Source organism: Thiovibrio sp. JS02, from assembly GCF_053485635.1.
In genome coordinates this window covers 969,595-986,049 of the sequence record NZ_CM130715.1, presented here as the reverse complement: position 1 = coordinate 986,049, position 16,455 = coordinate 969,595, and the positions used below count along the sequence as shown (strand labels likewise).

Here is a 16,455-nt window from a genome sequence, read left to right as displayed (position 1 = left end):
CTCTTTATTATAATTTATTGGGATATTCCTTTTTTCTGGATAGGGGAGGGACAACGTGACCTTTACGGAGATATTAACCTTGCTCGGCGCCCTGAGCCTGTTTGCCATTGCCATCGTGTTGATCCCGACCATCCTGCAACTCAGGCGCTCCCTCAATCAGGTGGAAATATTCATCCAGTCCCTCAACAGGCATATTGATCCGCTATGCAAGTCGCTCACCGAAGCAACCAGGGAGTTGCAGACCCTCACCCTTTCGCTGAACGACAAGGTTGAACGCACCGATTCCATACTACGGACGGTCCAGAAATCCGCCGACTCCCTGCTCACGACCAGCCACACACTCAAGGAGATAGTAAGGCCGATTATAACCAATATGGGGGGGATCAGCGCAGGGATTCGGACCTTTACCCATATTCTCGGCAAAGTTTGGAAAAATCCCTAAGGAGGTACCCCACAGATGAGCAATGACAACTGCAGAGATTCCAGCGTAGCTGTATTATCCTTTTTGGCCGGCACTGTTGTCGGTGCCGCCATTGCGCTCCTCACCACCCCCAAAACCGGGCCCGAGGCACGGGAGATGCTGGCCGGCTATGGCTCGGAACTTAAGGAGAGGGTCGCAAAACTGCCGGACGACCTCAAGGAATACAGGGAGGACTCCCTGGAACGCGGGAAAGAGCTGATCGAAAGAGGAAGAGAACTGATCAGCCGGGGAACCGATCTTGCCAATCAGGGCAAGGAATTTCTTGATGAAAAGAAGAAGGCGTTGAGCGAGGCCATTGAAGCCGGGAAAATCGCCATGGAAGAGGAGCGCGAGGCGCTATCCCAGAAGCTCGGCGAAAGCGACTGAAACAGCTCTGCTCCACCGAGAACAAAGGCGGGCAGCCCTTCAGGGTTCCCGCTTTTGTTTTTTACAGGCCGCCCCCCCTGGCGAACCCATACTGGCGCGCCCACCCCAGTTAAGCTTGTTGCGGAGGATTTCAAAGTAGTCCTTTTGCGGTGAACAGATAAGCCGCAAATTCTTCTCCGCCACCTCCACTTCCAGGATCTCGCCGACCGACATTTCCCAGGCAAGCTGTCCATCCACGATCACCTTCACCTCATGGGCCTGACCGGCAAGCCTGGTGGCAAGACAGGCCTGGGCCGGCAGCAGGACCGGCCTGCTCTCCAGCATGAAAGGACAGATTGGTGTCACCAGGATGGAGTGCAGAGCCGGGTTGACAATGGGGCCGCCAGCGGAAAGATTGTAGGCGGTCGAGCCGGTGGGGGTGGAAAAGATCAGACCATCGGCCCGGTAGGTTGTAATATACTCCTGATCGGCCCAGGTGCTCAATTGCACAAGCTGGTCAACGCTGCCCTTGCTGATCACCACGTCATTAAGCGCATACTGCCAGGGAAGCGCCTCTCCGGAACGCCGCAGCCTGGTCTTGAGCATCATTCGTTCCTCAATGACCACTTGGCCGGCAAGTATCCGTTCGAGCACCTCATGGCGTTCATCAACGGCAATTTCAGTCAAAAAGCCAAGATCCCCCAGGTTTACTCCAACCACGGGAATCTGCAGATGGCTTGCCTGATCCGCCACATGCAGAAGGGTGCCGTCTCCGCCCAGAATGATGAGAAGATCCATATCCGGCACGATGAGGTCAACTTCCGCGGAGATCTCTCTTTCGGCAAGCCAATCCGTCAACTCCCTGCTCATCTGCAAAGCGGTGGGGGAATTCTTTCTGCAAACAATGCCAACTTTCCGGATCTTCATCGCGGGCGCACGCTATTTATCACCACTGGCGAGGATGAGGCTGCCAAGCTCGCCAGAACGGTTGGTGGCTGCCTCCACGGCATTCATCAGGGTGGCGCGCAAGGCGCCCTTTTCAAGCTCGTGCAGGCCGGCAATGGTTGTACCGCCAGGAGATGTCACCATGGCCCTGAGCGCAGCAGGATGCTCCCTGGTTTCCATGGCAAGCACCACAGAGCCGAGCACCGTTTGCATAACCAGCGCCTCGGCCACCGGGCGGGCCAGCCCAACCTTGACCCCGGCATCGGTCAAGGCCTCGATAAAGGTGAAAACATATGCCGGCCCACTGCCGCTGAGGCCGGTCACTGCGTCAAGATAGGATTCGTCCAGGACCACACTGGTGCCCACTGCCTCGAAGATGGATTTTGCCACGGCCATGTCTTCATCGCTCACCCCCTTGCCGGGACTCAAGGCTGACGCCCCTTTCAGAACAAGGGCCGGCGTATTCGGCATGACCCGGATCACCCGACAGCCGCTACCGGCGACGCTTCGCTCCATCAGGGCGAGAGGAATCCCGGCGGCAATGGAGATCAGCAGATGCCGCGCCTTGATTTCCCCTTTGTAACCGGCAAGGATTTTTCCTAAAATCTGGGGCTTAACCGCCAAAATCACCACATCGCATTCCGCCCAGACAGAAGATGCCCCTTCGGCAGTGGTTATCTTAAACTCCTTTTGCAGCAATTCCCTCCGCTCAGGGCTGGGATCAGCGGCAATGATCTGTTCGGCACGCAGGAGCCCGGCCTCGACGATTCCCTTGATAAGGGCCTCCGCCATTCTTCCGCCCCCGACAAAACCAAGCTTTCCAAGTAAGCCCATGATGCTCTCCTTTCTCTCCGACCGGCAAAAAATAATCCCCAAAAAAACAACGCTGATGCAGATTACCAATTTCCGCCGGCATTGCAAGCAGGATTCCCCTACGCGCCAGAGCGATGGCAAGTCTCATCGGGATCAAATGATCCCCCAGACCGGGACATAAAAAAACCCGCAGAGTCGGAGACTGCTGCGGGTTCTCGCTTACGACCGGAAGGAAGACTCAGACAAAACAGGGCTCACCGGCAAGGGCAATGGAAGGCGGCAACAGGTAGGAGAGCAGCTTGTCACTGGCTTCCTTGGTGCTGGATGCCACCTTGGCCAGCACCTTGTTCTTCCCCTCCCGCTCATAGGCGATCAGATCCCAGCGATCCGGTTGCGCGGCAAGCTGTTTCATCAGGGCAAAGTGGTGGCCATGCCCCGACTTCCGCGCCACAACATGGCCAAGCAGTGGGAAACCGAGAAGCGCGAGATCTCCGATTACATCAAGGGCCTTATGACGGGCGAACTCATCGGCAAAACGCAAGCCCTCGGCATTGACGATGCCGTCGTCATCGATAACCACCGCATTGGCAAGGGAGCCACCAAGGGCAAGACCGTTCTGGCGCAATCTCTCGACCTGATCCAAAAAGCCGAAGGTCCGGGCCGGTGCGATTTCATGGGCAAAATTGTTTGGCGTCAACTCACAGGAGAACTTCTGCCGCCTGATCAGGTGATGATTGAAATCAATCTCACAGGTTACCTTGAAGCCGTCATGGGGAAGGATCTTCACAAAGGTATCGCCATCAGCATAGGAGATTTCCTTGGTGATCTTGAGCATCCACTTGCAGGCACTTTGCCGACGCCGTCCGACCTTGCGCAGGATATGGACAAAAGGACCGGCACTGCCGTCCATGATGGGAACCTCGGGCCCGTCCAGGGCGATAACGGCGTTATCGATGCCAAGCCCGAACAGGGCCGACAGGATGTGTTCGGTGGTCGCGATCACATCCTCATCCGTGGTGATGGTCGTGGCGAGCCTTGTATCGACAATACGGTCCATGAAGGCGGGAACAGGGAGGCTCTGCTGCAGATCACTGCGCACAAAGCGGATGCCGCTGTTTTCTTCCCCCGGCAAAACGGAGAGGGTGGCGGGCTTGCCGGAATGCAAACCAATGCCGGCAAACTTCACCGCGCGTTTGATTGTGTGCTGGAAGGAGTCCATATGCAAAACACTCTTGATGGTTATGGTGTGTAATTTTCCCTACAAATTCAAACTCAGGCTTTTAATATGCAAAAACAAGGCCACACACCGACCAACCCAAACACATCAGGAAAATAAACCACAAATTCAGTGCCTTAAAAAAACAACAACCCGAGCCAATCCCACGACAACACCTCCAGCCAGGCCATACTGTTGCAAAAAAAACACACCTGTGCATGACCAGGACCGAACCGATTCTTTCAGTTCGCCCCAGTGGCTCTGCTCAACGCCTCGCTGAGAAACAGATCAAAATCCTCCCCCATGAGAAGCTCAATCTTGAGAGCCAGAACGGGGAATTCACCGAAAAACGGTTTCAGTTTCACAAAGTCCTTCTCCGTGGTGATGAGCGCCCGGGCACGACGGGACACAGCCGTCGCGACAAGGGCATTCACCTCTTCGGCAGTGTATTGATGATGATCGGGAAATCCCTGAAAACCAGTGAGCAGGAACCGCTCATTTTTCAGGGTATGCCGAAAGGCCTCCGGGTTGGCGATGCCCGCGAAACCGAAAAGAGGCATTTTTTTTGCCCGCTCAACGGCATAGGTTTTACTTTGCTGGCTGTGCAAAAGACTCACTGGAAGGTATTCACCAAGAAATACCGGTTTTTCCGGGAATACCCCTTTCAGGAGACGACGGAAGGCATCCACTGCCATCCGGTTACTGTTGTCCACCCCGGTGACGACGAAACCGCTGGCCCGCTTGAGGGCTGAAAAAGGTTCCCGCAACTCTCCGCCGGGAAAAACCCAGCCGCTCCCCAGAAAGGTTCTGGCGCTGAAAAGCACCAGATCGACATCGCGCCTGAGGGCAAGATGCTGAAAGCCATCATCCATGACAATGACATTGGCGTGAAAATCCTTTGCCGCCCGCTGCGCCACCGGAACCCTGTTCGGCCCGATCAGTACGGGAACTTCAGGGATGGCCTCCGCCATCATGGTGGGCTCATCCCCGGCAAGGCTTGATGGCATGAGGATTTTTTTACCATCGGAAACGACATGCACCTTGCCCATGGCTTTCCCCCCATACCCACGGCTGACAATGGCGGGTTTTTTCCCAAGCCCCAGGAGATATCTGGTGACGTAGAGGACCATGGGCGTTTTCCCTGTCCCTCCCAGGGTGAGGTTGCCGACACTGATCACAGGCACCTGCAACCGATGGGAACGAAGAAGAAGATTCCTGCGATACAGGGAGGCGCGCAACACCATGATCAGGCTGTAAAATGGCGAAAAAAGCCGACCAACAAAAAAAAGGGCTTTGATCATCTTCCTCATCTCTTTCCCCCCTCTTGCAAAACATGAGAGAGCAGAGCGATATGCCTCTCCGTTACCCCCTGTTGCGCCGCGACCAGTTCCTTTGCCTTTTCTCCCACCCGTTGCCGCATGGCGGCATCGGCAAAAAAAAGGGAGAGAACGGCGAGGAGGTCTTCTCCGTCACCAACCTGCCTCGCTCCGCCGACGGCAAGAAGATCCCGGCTCACTTCGGCAAAATCCTCCATGGACGGGCCATACACAACGGGCTTGCCGAACACCGCAGCCTCAAGCGGATTATGCCCCCGCTCCGGAACAAGGCTTCCGCCGACAAAAGCCACGTCACAGATGCCGTAAACGGACGCCAACTCCCCCAGGGTGTCAAGCACCAGCACGGATTCATTGCCGACTGCCGCCTGCGACCGGCAAAAGGCCTGCAGGCCATAGTCTTCCGCCATCGCGGCAAGTTGCTGGCCTCGCGAGACATTCCGGGGCGCAATAATCAGAAAAAGACGCGGCAGGGTGGTCCGCAAGCTGGCAAAAGCGGCAAAGAGCAATTCCTCCTCGCCAGGATGCGTACTGCCAGCCACCAGGATAAGAGCTTGGGCCGGAACCTGGAGAGAGGAGCGCTCAATGCCTTTTCTCGTTTCGACATCAGGCAGCACCGCATCGTACTTCAGATTGCCAAGCACGGCGAGACGCTCGCCTGCCACGCCAAGCATGCGCATATTCTCGGCATCCCGGACGGTCTGCATGGCAAGATATGAAAAGGAATGAAAGAGCGGCAGAAAAAACCAGCGCAACCTCCGGTAGCGGGCAAAGGACTCTGCCGAGATCCGACCATTCACCAGGACGGCGGGAATCGCCTTTTTCCTGAGAACGGCCAGGAAATTCGGCCAGAAATCCGTCTCCACCAGGACGAAGAGATCGGGGTCCACCAGTGAAACAACCCTTTTCACGCTCCAGTACAGATCAAGGGGAAAGGAGAGAAACAAATCCACCTCCCGCGTCAGCACGGTTCGGGCAAGCTGTTCCCCGGCAGAGGTTGCTGCGGAAAAAACAATGGCGGCGCGAGGAAATGCCTTTCGTATCTCCTGCACCAGCCTTTTTGCCGAAGCGACTTCTCCCACCGAAAGCGCATGCACCCAGATCCTCGGCTTGCCGGCAAGCTTGCGCGCATCATCAGCAAGCAGAAAACCCAACCGCTTTGAAAAACGGCTGCGATACTTCGGCGTCAGTATAACTTTGACGAAAATGAAGGGAGCGAATACAATCGCCCCAGCAATCATCAATAGATTATAGAAAAAAAGAACACCCATCGCACCGTGAACCTGATACTCATTTATCCAGAAGAAATCAGCGACCAGCAGGTCGAATTGACCGATCGCCGGGCCGAACACATCCGCAAGGTTCTCCGCAGCCGGGAAGGAGACAGCGTCCGCGTCGGCGTGGTCAACGGACGTATCGGCCTTGGCCGCATTTTAAAGCTGGACAGGACAAAGGTTGCCCTTGCCCTCAACCTTTGCGAAAAACCGGCGAGCGCGCCGCCCCTGGATCTGATTCTTGCCGTGCCTCGGCCCATCATGCTCAAGCGGGTATTGGCGCAGGCAGCATCCATGGGGGTCAGCAGAATCTTTTTGATCAACGCCAACCGGGTCGAAAAAAGTTTTTTCAAGGCAACCCTCATCCAGAGCAATGACTTTTCAGAACCCCTCAGGCTCGGTCTTGAACAGGCCATCGACACCCGGATGCCGGAAATCTCGGTCCATCCCCGCTTCCGTCCCTTTGCGGAAGACCTGTTACCCGAGATCATACACAACACGCCGACACGTCTGACGGCAGACCCAGCGGGGGAGCCAATCCTTCCCCTCGTGCATGGAAAACCCCTTGCCGAAAGAATCATTCTCGCAATCGGCCCGGAGGGAGGCTGGGTGGATTTCGAACTGACCATGTTCAAGGAGCAGGGCTTTGCGTCCTTCAGCATGGGGCCGCGTATCCTGCGGGTCGACACCGCCGTCCCGGCCCTCCTTGCCCAACTGAGCCTTTTACGCCAGATTCCGCCGCTGTCTTCTTAGCTGACGCAAAAAAGTCATCCCCCCCTGCCGAAACGCAACCGCAGCCGCTCGACCAGGATTTTCAGTTCACGCAGGCCCAGAGCATAGAGAACGCTCCCATAAATTATCATCGCAACAAGGATCTCGACAGCCAGGAGGGCAATCCCCTGCCAAATTCCCCCGGACTGGACGCTGGCGAACTGGATGCCCAGGAAGTGCAAACCCAGCCCCATCAGCATCGAAGCCACGAGGACCTTCCCCAGTCCGGAAAAAAGGTACCGCAGGGGATAGCCGGAAAGTTTGCGGTAGAGTGCGGTGCTTAAAAAAAGAAAATTAACGATCATGGCGCAGGAAATGGAAAACGCCAGAGCCTGGTGCTTGAGGTGACCGATGGTGAGGACTATAACCAGAACGTTGACGGCCATGGTCAGAAAGCTGCCCAGCACGGGATAGCGGGTCTCATCCAGTGCATAAAAAACCGGTATCATTATCTTTACCGAGGAATAGGCAAACAGGCCGATGGCATAACAGGTAAGCGCCTCCGCGGTCTTTTGCGTGGCAAGAACGCCAAAATTACCATGTTCAAAGATAATTCTGGTGATCGGTTCGCTGAGCATCACCAGACCCACCGATGCCGGAATGGTGAGACAAAAAGCCATGGTCAGGGAAGAGGTGTAGGTTTCCTTGAGCTTTTCAAAATCCCTCAGGGCGGCATAGCGGGAAATGACGGGCATGGTCGCGGTGGAAAGCGCCACTCCGAAAATACCCACCGGCAGCCAGAAGAGGCGGAAGGCATAGCTCAACCAGGAGAGACTGCCCTGCTCGAGCGAGGAAGCGAAATAGGTGTTGATCAACACGTTGATCTGCAACGGCGCCAGTCCGACCACGGCCGGAATCATCAGCCGGAGAATCCGGCGCAGGCCAGGGTCACGCAAATCCAGATGCGGCATAAAGATAAAGCCTGCCCTGAACAGGGCGGGCAGTTGGCCGGCCAACTGCAGAAACCCGCCGATCAGGGTGCCGATTGCCATGCCGACGATGGCCGGCTGCCCGAACCTCGGCATCAGCAGCGAAAGCCCTACCCCGCCGATCACGGAACCAAGATTGAAAAAACTCGAAGCCATGGCCGGGATGAAAAAACGGCCCTTGGTGTTGAGAACCCCCATGACCACCGAGGAGAGCGAGATGAAGATCAAGAAGGGAAACATGATGACCGAGAGCTGCCGGGTGAGAGCAACCTTACCGGGAACCGTCTCAAACTCCGCATCCACCATGAGGTTGACCAGCTGTTCGGAGAAAATCACCCCGAGCAGCGTGAGAACACTCAAAAGCAGGCTGACGAAGACCAGCACATTGCAGGCAAGAGCCCAGGTGGCTTTTTCCCCCCTGTTGGTTTCATAATCGGAAAAAACCGCGACAAAGGCCGCGCTGAGCGCCCCCTCGCCAAAGAGATCCCGCAACAGATTGGGGATTCGGAAGGCGACAACAAAGGCATCAAAGGCATAACCGGCACCGAAAAGGAGCGCAAACGCCTGCTCCCGCACCAGTCCCAGGATGCGACTGAACATCACCGCCGCGCCGACCGTGCCGGCGGATCTTGCGATTTTCCCTGTATCCCTTGCCGGATTTTTCATATACCTTGAATCGAATCTCCGCTTACCATTGCAACGGGTTGGAACGCGATCCCCACCCGGAGGAACCGAACCAGGGGGAAAACAGCAACAAAAAAAATGGCTGCACAGCCCGCTCCGGCTCCGCAAAACGGACCTGCTGCCGTTCCCCCGCGCCCCTCGCACGAATCCATTGCCAAAATAGCAGGTTAACCGGGAGAAAACAACCAACATTCAAACTAGCTGCTTGACTTTATTAACTTTTTTCGCCTACTATACCAAAAATCCCCAACCATGACCATGGAGAAGAATATGACTGTCTACAGCGCCGCAGTACTGACCATCAGCGACAAAGGATCCCGCGGGGAAAGGGAAGATACCAGCGGTCCGCAACTGCGGACAATGTTGAGCGAAAACGGCTTTACCGTCGCAGCCTACAAAATTGTGCCGGACAACATTGAAGAGATCAGGGATGGCATCACGGCCTGGGTGGACAAAGAGGGCATAGACCTGATCCTCACCACGGGAGGCACCGGGGTGGCGCCCAGCGACCTCACCCCGGAGGCGACCAGGCCCGTCCTCGACCGCGAGATCCCGGGCATCGGCGAGGCCATGCGTTTGGCGAGCCTGCGAAAAACCCCCAATGCCATGCTTTCTCGCGGCATTGCCGGCATCAGAAAAGAAAGCCTGATCATCAATCTGCCGGGAAGCAAAAAGGCGGCAGAGGAGAATCTTGAGGCCGTTCTCCCCGCTCTTGCGCATGCCATATATAAAATCAAGGGCGGCAGCAAGGATTGCGGGAGTTAATTCCCGCAAAAAAAAGGCCTTCAGGTACACACCTGAAGGCCGCCAACTCAGTATTCTCTCAAATCAAGATCACCCGCAGTCAACTTCCACCGCTCTCACATCCTTTTTCTTGCGGGCATCGATCTCGCCGATCAGGTAGGGTTTCTCACCCAGGGCAATCAGCTGCTGCATGCAGTCATCAACCTGTTTGGCGTCCACGACAACGACCATGCCGATCCCACAGTTGAAGGTCCGACACATCTCAAAGGCGGAAATTTTTCCATTTTTCTGCAGAAATTCAAAAACCGGCAGGACATCCCAGCTCTTCTTATCGATAACAGCCTTGCAGCCATTGGGAAGAACCCTGGGAACATTGTCAATGATGCCGCCGCCGGTAATATGCACCAGGCCCTTCACCTTGAAATTTTTAAACAGGTTCAGGAGAGTCTCCGTGTAGATCCTGGTGGGACGCAGCAGCTCCTCGCCAAGGGTACAGCCGAAATCCGCAATGGTATCGCTGACTTGCAACCCCATCTCCTCGAAACAGATCTTGCGGACCAGGGAATACCCGTTGCTGTGCACACCACTGGAAGCAAGGCCGATCAACTTGTCGCCAACCCGAATTTCCGAACCGTCAATGAGCTTTTCCCTCTCGCAGATGCCGACAACGAAACCGGCAATATCATAGTCTCCTGATTTGTACAATCCCGGCATCTCCGCCGTTTCCCCCCCGATCAGGGAGCATTTGGAGATTTCGCAGCCCTTGGCGATACCTTTGACAACATCGGTGGCCACGGACAGCTCCAGGCCGCCGGTGGCGAAATAATCAAGAAAAAAGAGGGGGTGCGCCCCGCAGACAACGATATCGTTGACACACATCGCCACCAGATCGATACCGATGGTATCATGCTTGTTGCACATGTTGGCAATGATCAGCTTGGTCCCGACGCCATCGGTGGAGGAAACCAGAACAGGATCCTGAAACTTGCCCCCGCCAAGGGCGAAAAGACCGCCAAAACCTCCGATCCCGGTGAGTACGCCGGGCCGAAAGGTGGAGGCAACAATGGGTTTGATATTTTCAACAAAGGCATTCCCCTTGTCGATATCAACCCCGGCTTCCGTGTATCGAGAACACTCTTTTTTAGCCATAACCTTTTACAGTAACCCCAATTTTCAATCTTAAAAAAATTCAGCGACCGCCCCGAAAGTCGGTTCGCAACGTATTCATTTCCCTGAAAAAGAAGAGCGCTAATCTTTAATTACCACGCCCCAAAAAGTCAATCAATTTCCTAGAAATTCAGCGAAATACGCCAATGAAACAGGAGGGACATTTTCTGCTCGGAATCGTTTCTTACGCCCATCCCACAAGAGAGTTTTAAAAATTGTACTCCGATTCCCAAGGGAAACTCAAGACCATTTCATGCCCACCCGAAAGAACCTTTCCCGCTGCCCCTGCCATCCTTGCCCCGCAAGATGGTTGCAGTCAGTAACCTCTTGCCAATGCATCATTTTTTTACAGAGAAAAAGTAGAGCGACATTGACCTCCGCCCAATTGTGCATTATTCTTGGCGCAATGAAGTTTTTACTAAAATACTGCGCTTCCCATATCATTTTTCCAATGCTACTGGGGCCGGCATATTTGCTCTGACTCCGGAACGCCTCCTAAGCCTTCCGATAAAGCAAAACATCCCTCAACACCAACCCTTTCGCCGCGTCCGGCGTTTACGGAGGAAGTATCACCATGGATATTGACAGATGCATACAACTGGCCAAGGAAGTTCACCTCTGCCCCCATTGCGGCACACAACTATCCTGTTGTGAAGCCCCCCCGTTCCACATAGGTGACGGCCTGGGCTGGGGATCTGATGTTCTTTTTATCTGTCTCAATGACCAATGTTCTCTCTTTGCCAAAAGCTGGGAAGAATTTGAAGAACATTATGGACACAGCGCCTCCTGCCGCTACATGCTCCTGCCAGGCGAAAAGACCGGTCAGCCCATGATGGTCGGCAGTCCGCAAGCCTTTACGGGTTCGATTATCGATGTCGAGAGCATCAAAAAAACGAATCAGCGCTACCACAATGAAGTGAAGTTCACCGAACAGATGGACACCTGCGTTGCCGACAAAAATCTCCAGCCGGCGCTCTGCCTCATCCTGGACAACTGCGCGGACCTGAAAGTGCGAAACCGGGCGTGTGAACTGCTTGTGGAGCTGAACAACCTTGACTGCATCGATCCGATCCGCAATCACAAGTTCGTGCACAGCGATATTGAGATGGCTGCCAACATCGCCATAAAACAGCTCCTGGAAAAAAACCATCTGAAAGAATGCCCCCACTGCATGGAGATCATCAAGGGGCAGGCAAAGGTGTGCAAGCACTGCGGAAAAGAAGCATAACCGACCAAACGCAGACTTTAGCCTTGCGCAATTACGGCTGATTGATTATAAAGGGGCCGTTGCGCGGCAACCATCGCCCCGTAACATCTATGGTGAGCGTAGCTCAGCTGGTGGTAGCACCGGGTTGTGGCCTCGGCGGTCGTGGGTTCAAGTCCCATCGCTCACCCCAGGAATTTCAAGGGCTTGAGGGGTATCTCTCAAGCCCTTTATCTTTTCGACCCTATCCGCTCCAAAATTTCGTAGGTAGACTTAATGGATTTCCCCTCCTGTCTTATAACCAGCTTATAAAAATCACAGCTGGCGCAGCCCCCGATCTTTTCGGCAAAGCTTCCCTGGACCGCGCCATCACAAAAGGTACCGGAGATAGCCCAGCAAGCCCGGCCGCCGTTTATGCCATCGTGTATGCCGTGCGCCGGGAAACATTTAACAGCTGGGCACTCTCCCCGTTCTTTGACCATTGCCCCTCCGGGCATCCGGCCGCAACCCTTAACTTCCCAACAGTTTTTCTTCATCAAGACAGTCTCCCTCACCCCGACTGGGGCTGACATTCAAAAGCCCGATACGGGAACAGGTGATAAAAAATCGCTTTCCGGTACGTTGCATCCGGATTGAACGCGAATCATCCTCAGGCCTGCGCAGTCATTGCGTACCAGCAATCATTTTTTATCCCAGGAACCCCTTCCTGCATTTCCTCATGCCGTTCCCGCCCTCATCTCAAAAACCTTTGCCGCAGGTGGGCATGCTCGCCATAACGCGCAGGGAATGGCGGGCCTTTCGAACCAATTGCGTTGAAGCCGGCATGCTCAGAACGGTTTTTTTCTTTTCCCAGCTCTTTTTACGCACGAAAAATTTCGGAATGGTATAGCATGGTTTTGTTACATCCTTGGCTAAACCCTTGTGCCCTGTTGCGGGAACTGCCTTCTACAAAATTCGGCATCGGGGTTTAGCCTTTTTTATAAAAAAAGCAGGACCAACTGGTGGTCCTGCTTTTGCGGGATGAGCCTCTTTTTTTCAGCTTACGTTGCGGTAACGCTGCCGTTTTTTATGTGTGTGTTAGACTCTCCCTCTTGTATGGGATCATATCACTGCAAATCCTCTCGAGTAAACCCTGAAAATTACTTTTTCAGAGCGAAGCAAAAATTCTTGCCGGCCACTATCCTCTGTCCTTGCCGGCCACACCCCGGGCATGAGCAAGCAACCAGTCGATTCTGCTCATAAGGCCGCGAATAACCCGCACTTCCCTTTCGTTCAGGCCATGTCTGTCGAAAATCCTGCGGAAGGTGCGCATGAGATGCTCAGGATTCTGCGGATCAAGAAAATCCGCATCGAGCAGTGTCTGGCGCATGTGATCGTACATGGCCCGCAGGGGTTTGCCCGAAACAGTCAGCCGTTCTTTCCTGGCAGTGCTGCTTTGGCCAGCGCCCTTGAGAAACAGTTCGTAAAGGCAGATGGTCACGGCCTGGGCAAGATTCATGGAGGGGAGATCAGGATGGGTCGGAATGGAGATAAGGCGCTGGCAGAGATCCAGTTCCGCCGTTTTCAGGCCGGTGTCTTCCCTGCCGAAAACAAAGGCGATCCGCGCGGACTTGGGAAGAGCGGCAACCGTTGCCGCGGCTTCAGCCGGTGGAACACACTCTTCCCGGTATTTGCCGAAACGCCGGGTTGACCCCACGGAAAGATTTCTATCCGCCAAAGCCCCGGCAAGATCCCCATAAAGCCGCGCCTGCCGCAGCAGATCGACGGCGCTTACCGCCATGTTCGTGGCTTCCTTGCCGAGGTAATCGGCCCGCGGCTGCACCAGGCGCAACTCGGCAAGGCCGAAGTTTTTCATCACCCGGGCGACGGAACCGATATTGGCGGCCCCTTGCGGTTCAACGAGAACGATACTGATATTCTGAGGATTCATTAACTGGTTGCCGGCGACAGGTTCACTTTTGCAGAAAATTCCCTTGCCGCCATTGCCCGCTCATGGTGGTCCCGTCCGCAAAGGTATAGGTTCCCTGGCCATGGCGGATAAAGCCCTTGAACTCACCCTCGTAGCGGTCACCGTTGGGGTAGGTGTAGAGGCCGGAGCCGCTCGGTTCGCCGTTGAGCCACTGGCCGACAAAACGGCCGCCATCGGCAAATTCCATTTCCCCGGCTCCGTGCTTCACCCCATTCTGCCACTGGCCAATAAACCTGCCGCCAGCAGCGAAGATATAGGTTCCCTGTCCGTGCCGCTTAAAACCAAGAAACTGTCCCACATACTCGTCTCCGTTGGCATAACGGTATGAGCCTTCGCCCGTCGGTTTGTCCTCAACCCAGGAACCTGTATAACGGCCTCCGTCAGGGAATATTTCCGTTCCCTGCCCATTCCGGAAACCGTTCAGCCACTCCCCTTCGTAACGGCCACCATCGGGGAAGGATTCCACCCCCAGGCCGCTTTTCAGGCCGAATTGCCATTCCCCTTCGTAAACCGTTCCGTCGGAAACGGTAAAGATCCCCTTGCCGTGGGCCTTGCCATCCTTCCATTCGCCCACGTATTTATTCCCGCCGGAATAGGTTTCAGTTCCCCTGCCGTTCTTCTGATCGTTGCGCCATTCCCCGAAATAGCTGTTACCGTCGAAATAAGTTTCCCTGCCGGAGCCGTCCCGCAACCCGTTTTTCCATTCCCCTTCATAGGTCCGGTCATCGGGATAGCCAAAGGTTCCTCTTCCGTTGCCACAGTCTCCCCTGACACATGCGGCAAGCGCGCTGCCGCTTCCCAGTTGCAAGGCCAGCAATACGCAAAATAAAAGCCTCATTATCCCCCCTGCCTGGCGCCTTGACGTTGCCCAGCCCGACTATTTTCCGATCTGCAGATTGTCGACAATACCCCGGCCCCCGTCCACGGACCGGACAATGGCGAAGACCGTTTTTTTCTGTTCCTGACTCTGGACGATGCCGGTGAGGGTCACCATGCCGGCATATACATCCACATCGATATTGAGCGATCTGATTCCGGGCTCATCCACCAGACGTGCCTTTATCCTCGTCCCGAGCACCTTGTCGTCAAAAGCCTGGCCGACCGTGCGGGAGCCGATCCGCAATTCGTTTTTCACCTGCCGCACGCCCGGCACTCCCCTGGCCAATGCCACGGCCCTGTCGATCTCCTTCTGGGAATCGACAAACCCGGAAAGGATGACCACGCCGTTGATGGTATCGACGTCGATATTGCGGGCCTTGATCGTTTTTTCGGCAATGAGATCCGACTTCACCTTGGCCGTGATGCCGACATCGTCAACCATGTCGCCGGCGGAACGCTCGTCCGTCGCCACCTTGTAACCGCCGGCAGCTCCGCCGCCGACCACGGCCGGGGTGCAGCCCGCGCAGATCAGACAGGCGACAGGCAAAAACAACAAACACATGCGGGTCACTCTATACGGCATCGCCATCACTCCCACCCCCTGTTCTTCTTTTCTTTTTCCTTGCGCTTCATCTTGCCGGGAGGGTATTTCCCTTTGTGCGCATCGAAATCCGTGTAGGGCCTGTCGCTGTCCATCTCGATTTCCACTCCGCCTCCAAGACGGACCTTGATCTCCTGGGGTAAGGAAACGCTCATCCGCCACTGGTCATGGTCAAGGTAAAAATAAAGCCCCCGGCCCGTATCAAAATAAACATAGGCATCGGGGTAATAGCGGTACGAATATTTTTTCCGATAGCCATGGGCCGGCGCATGGGGAGGCGGGCCACCGGGCCGGCCCACCCCTGGCCCGCCATCGTCGAGCGGCATGTTGACGGAGACAGCTCCCCCGGTGGTCTGGCAGGCCGGAAGAGATACGAGGAGAAAAAGCAGGCCAACAAGAAAGAGCGGATGCTTACCTTTGTTCATGGCAAATCCTCCTTTGGTGGGAACATGACCAGATTATATTAGCCAAGGGCCTGTGATAATGAAAGATTTTTCTCGTCCACGGATAAAAACCCTTGCGATGGGCAAGGGTTGCCGCAACCATCAATTTCAGTTCCTCAAGTTCCTCAACAAAAGGCTTCGAAGCAATATGGCAACGCCCCCACCCGAAAAAAACAAGAGCGTTTCTCCTCCCGAGCTCACCCTTGCCTGCATCTTCTGCGGCAAAAAAGCCGAACTTTCCGGACGCTGACACAGCGCAAAAGTCATCTGCACGGTGTGCGGACAGGAATCAGGAACCGAGGCCTATCAGGATCAGATTGAAGGATGGCGGGATGATGTTTTTTGCTGCCTTGCCGGGAAAAAATAGGGCCGACAGGCCATGGAGACATTGTTTGCCGTTCGATCATTTACCCGGCCCCTCCGGATTTTCGACAGCCCCTATACCTTGTAGCCCTTGAAGATGGCCTTTCGCAACGGACAGCCACAGGTGAAAAGGTGGCCGTACTTTTTTTGATAGGGGCAATCGGCCTCATGGTCGGAACCGATGAAATAAAAATTGTCCGGATCAATGGGCCATGCCGGCCGGCAATACACTTCATTCCTGACGCAGGCGTGATTTTTTCTGCACAACACCGCCTGCTCAATCGCTTTAGCAA

Annotated in this window: 18 protein-coding genes and 1 tRNA gene; 6 read left to right on the top strand and 13 right to left on the bottom strand. The window is 55.1% G+C overall.

Annotation, left to right across the window (positions count from 1 at the left end; genetic code table 11):
- Positions 1-55 precede the first annotated feature (55 nt).
- Together ACUUL3_RS04690 and ACUUL3_RS04685 are read left to right on the top strand one after the other, a co-directional pair.
- On the top strand, positions 56-442 hold the full coding sequence (locus tag ACUUL3_RS04690; RefSeq protein WP_448555057.1) for a DUF948 domain-containing protein: 387 nt from the start codon (positions 56-58) through the stop codon (positions 440-442).
- A gap of 15 nt (positions 443-457) precedes the next feature.
- Positions 458-847, top strand: coding sequence for a YtxH domain-containing protein (locus ACUUL3_RS04685; protein WP_448555055.1), 390 nt, complete (start codon positions 458-460; stop codon positions 845-847).
- A 39-nt stretch (positions 848-886) separates the two neighbouring features.
- Here ACUUL3_RS04685 and ACUUL3_RS04680 read toward each other — a convergent pair whose 3' ends face one another.
- The 5 genes from ACUUL3_RS04680 to ACUUL3_RS04660 form a co-directional block, all read right to left on the bottom strand.
- Positions 887-1,753 carry an NAD(+)/NADH kinase gene (locus ACUUL3_RS04680; protein ID WP_448555053.1) on the bottom strand — a complete coding sequence of 289 codons (867 nt, stop codon included), beginning with the start codon at positions 1,751-1,753 and terminating at the stop codon, positions 887-889.
- 12 nt (positions 1,754-1,765) lie between these two features.
- Entirely contained in the window at positions 1,766-2,605 is an 840-nt protein-coding gene (gene proC, locus ACUUL3_RS04675) for a pyrroline-5-carboxylate reductase (RefSeq protein WP_448555051.1), read from the bottom strand.
- Positions 2,606-2,822: 217 nt separating this feature from the next.
- Positions 2,823-3,803 (bottom strand): UDP-3-O-acyl-N-acetylglucosamine deacetylase, encoded by a 981-nt coding sequence (gene lpxC, locus ACUUL3_RS04670; protein WP_448555049.1) that lies wholly within the window; start codon positions 3,801-3,803, stop codon positions 2,823-2,825.
- A 239-nt stretch (positions 3,804-4,042) separates the two neighbouring features.
- Entirely contained in the window at positions 4,043-5,101 is a 1,059-nt protein-coding gene (gene lpxK, locus ACUUL3_RS04665) for a tetraacyldisaccharide 4'-kinase (protein WP_448555047.1), read from the bottom strand.
- A 5-nt stretch (positions 5,102-5,106) separates the two neighbouring features.
- On the bottom strand, positions 5,107-6,375 hold the full coding sequence (locus tag ACUUL3_RS04660) for a 3-deoxy-D-manno-octulosonic acid transferase (protein ID WP_448556434.1): 1,269 nt from the start codon (positions 6,373-6,375) through the stop codon (positions 5,107-5,109).
- Between the two features lie 36 nt (positions 6,376-6,411).
- On the opposite strand from ACUUL3_RS04660, the gene ACUUL3_RS04655 reads away from it, so the two are divergent.
- The gene (locus ACUUL3_RS04655) at positions 6,412-7,161 is read left to right on the top strand and encodes a 16S rRNA (uracil(1498)-N(3))-methyltransferase (RefSeq protein ID WP_448555045.1); all 750 of its coding nucleotides are present in this window, start codon (positions 6,412-6,414) and stop codon (positions 7,159-7,161) included.
- A gap of 14 nt (positions 7,162-7,175) precedes the next feature.
- Here the strand turns inward: ACUUL3_RS04655 and murJ are convergent, their stop codons facing one another.
- A complete protein-coding gene (murJ, locus tag ACUUL3_RS04650) occupies positions 7,176-8,774 on the bottom strand; it encodes a murein biosynthesis integral membrane protein MurJ (RefSeq protein ID WP_448555044.1) in 1,599 nt (532 codons plus the stop codon).
- A gap of 288 nt (positions 8,775-9,062) precedes the next feature.
- Between murJ and ACUUL3_RS04645 the strand changes: the two genes are divergently transcribed.
- Positions 9,063-9,557, top strand: a complete 495-nt coding sequence (locus ACUUL3_RS04645; RefSeq protein WP_448555042.1) for a MogA/MoaB family molybdenum cofactor biosynthesis protein — start codon at positions 9,063-9,065, stop codon at positions 9,555-9,557.
- Between the two features lie 69 nt (positions 9,558-9,626).
- Here the strand turns inward: ACUUL3_RS04645 and purM are convergent, their stop codons facing one another.
- Positions 9,627-10,685, bottom strand: coding sequence for a phosphoribosylformylglycinamidine cyclo-ligase (purM, locus tag ACUUL3_RS04640; RefSeq protein ID WP_448555040.1), 1,059 nt, complete (start codon positions 10,683-10,685; stop codon positions 9,627-9,629).
- Positions 10,686-11,277: 592 nt separating this feature from the next.
- Here purM and ACUUL3_RS04635 point away from each other — a divergent pair.
- Positions 11,278-11,931 (top strand): zinc ribbon domain-containing protein, encoded by a 654-nt coding sequence (locus ACUUL3_RS04635; protein WP_448555038.1) that lies wholly within the window; start codon positions 11,278-11,280, stop codon positions 11,929-11,931.
- Between the two features lie 92 nt (positions 11,932-12,023).
- Positions 12,024-12,100: transfer RNA gene (locus ACUUL3_RS04630), tRNA-His, on the top strand.
- A gap of 37 nt (positions 12,101-12,137) precedes the next feature.
- On the opposite strand, the gene ACUUL3_RS04625 is transcribed toward ACUUL3_RS04630, so the two are convergent.
- The 6 genes from ACUUL3_RS04625 to ACUUL3_RS04600 all read right to left on the bottom strand — a co-directional run bounded on the left by ACUUL3_RS04625 (position 12,138) and on the right by ACUUL3_RS04600 (position 16,429).
- On the bottom strand, positions 12,138-12,443 hold the full coding sequence (locus ACUUL3_RS04625) for a two-CW domain-containing protein (protein WP_448556432.1): 306 nt from the start codon (positions 12,441-12,443) through the stop codon (positions 12,138-12,140).
- A gap of 641 nt (positions 12,444-13,084) precedes the next feature.
- Positions 13,085-13,837 (bottom strand): RNA methyltransferase, encoded by a 753-nt coding sequence (locus tag ACUUL3_RS04620; protein WP_448555036.1) that lies wholly within the window; start codon positions 13,835-13,837, stop codon positions 13,085-13,087.
- Between the two features lie 22 nt (positions 13,838-13,859).
- Positions 13,860-14,714, bottom strand: coding sequence for an MORN repeat-containing protein (locus ACUUL3_RS04615; RefSeq protein WP_448555034.1), 855 nt, complete (start codon positions 14,712-14,714; stop codon positions 13,860-13,862).
- A gap of 39 nt (positions 14,715-14,753) precedes the next feature.
- The gene (locus tag ACUUL3_RS04610) at positions 14,754-15,317 is read right to left on the bottom strand and encodes a BON domain-containing protein (RefSeq protein WP_448555032.1); all 564 of its coding nucleotides are present in this window, start codon (positions 15,315-15,317) and stop codon (positions 14,754-14,756) included.
- Between the two features lie 26 nt (positions 15,318-15,343).
- Entirely contained in the window at positions 15,344-15,781 is a 438-nt protein-coding gene (locus ACUUL3_RS04605; protein ID WP_448555030.1) for a hypothetical protein, read from the bottom strand.
- A 456-nt stretch (positions 15,782-16,237) separates the two neighbouring features.
- Positions 16,238-16,429, bottom strand: coding sequence for a hypothetical protein (locus tag ACUUL3_RS04600; protein WP_448555028.1), 192 nt, complete (start codon positions 16,427-16,429; stop codon positions 16,238-16,240).
- Positions 16,430-16,455: the final 26 nt, after the last annotated feature.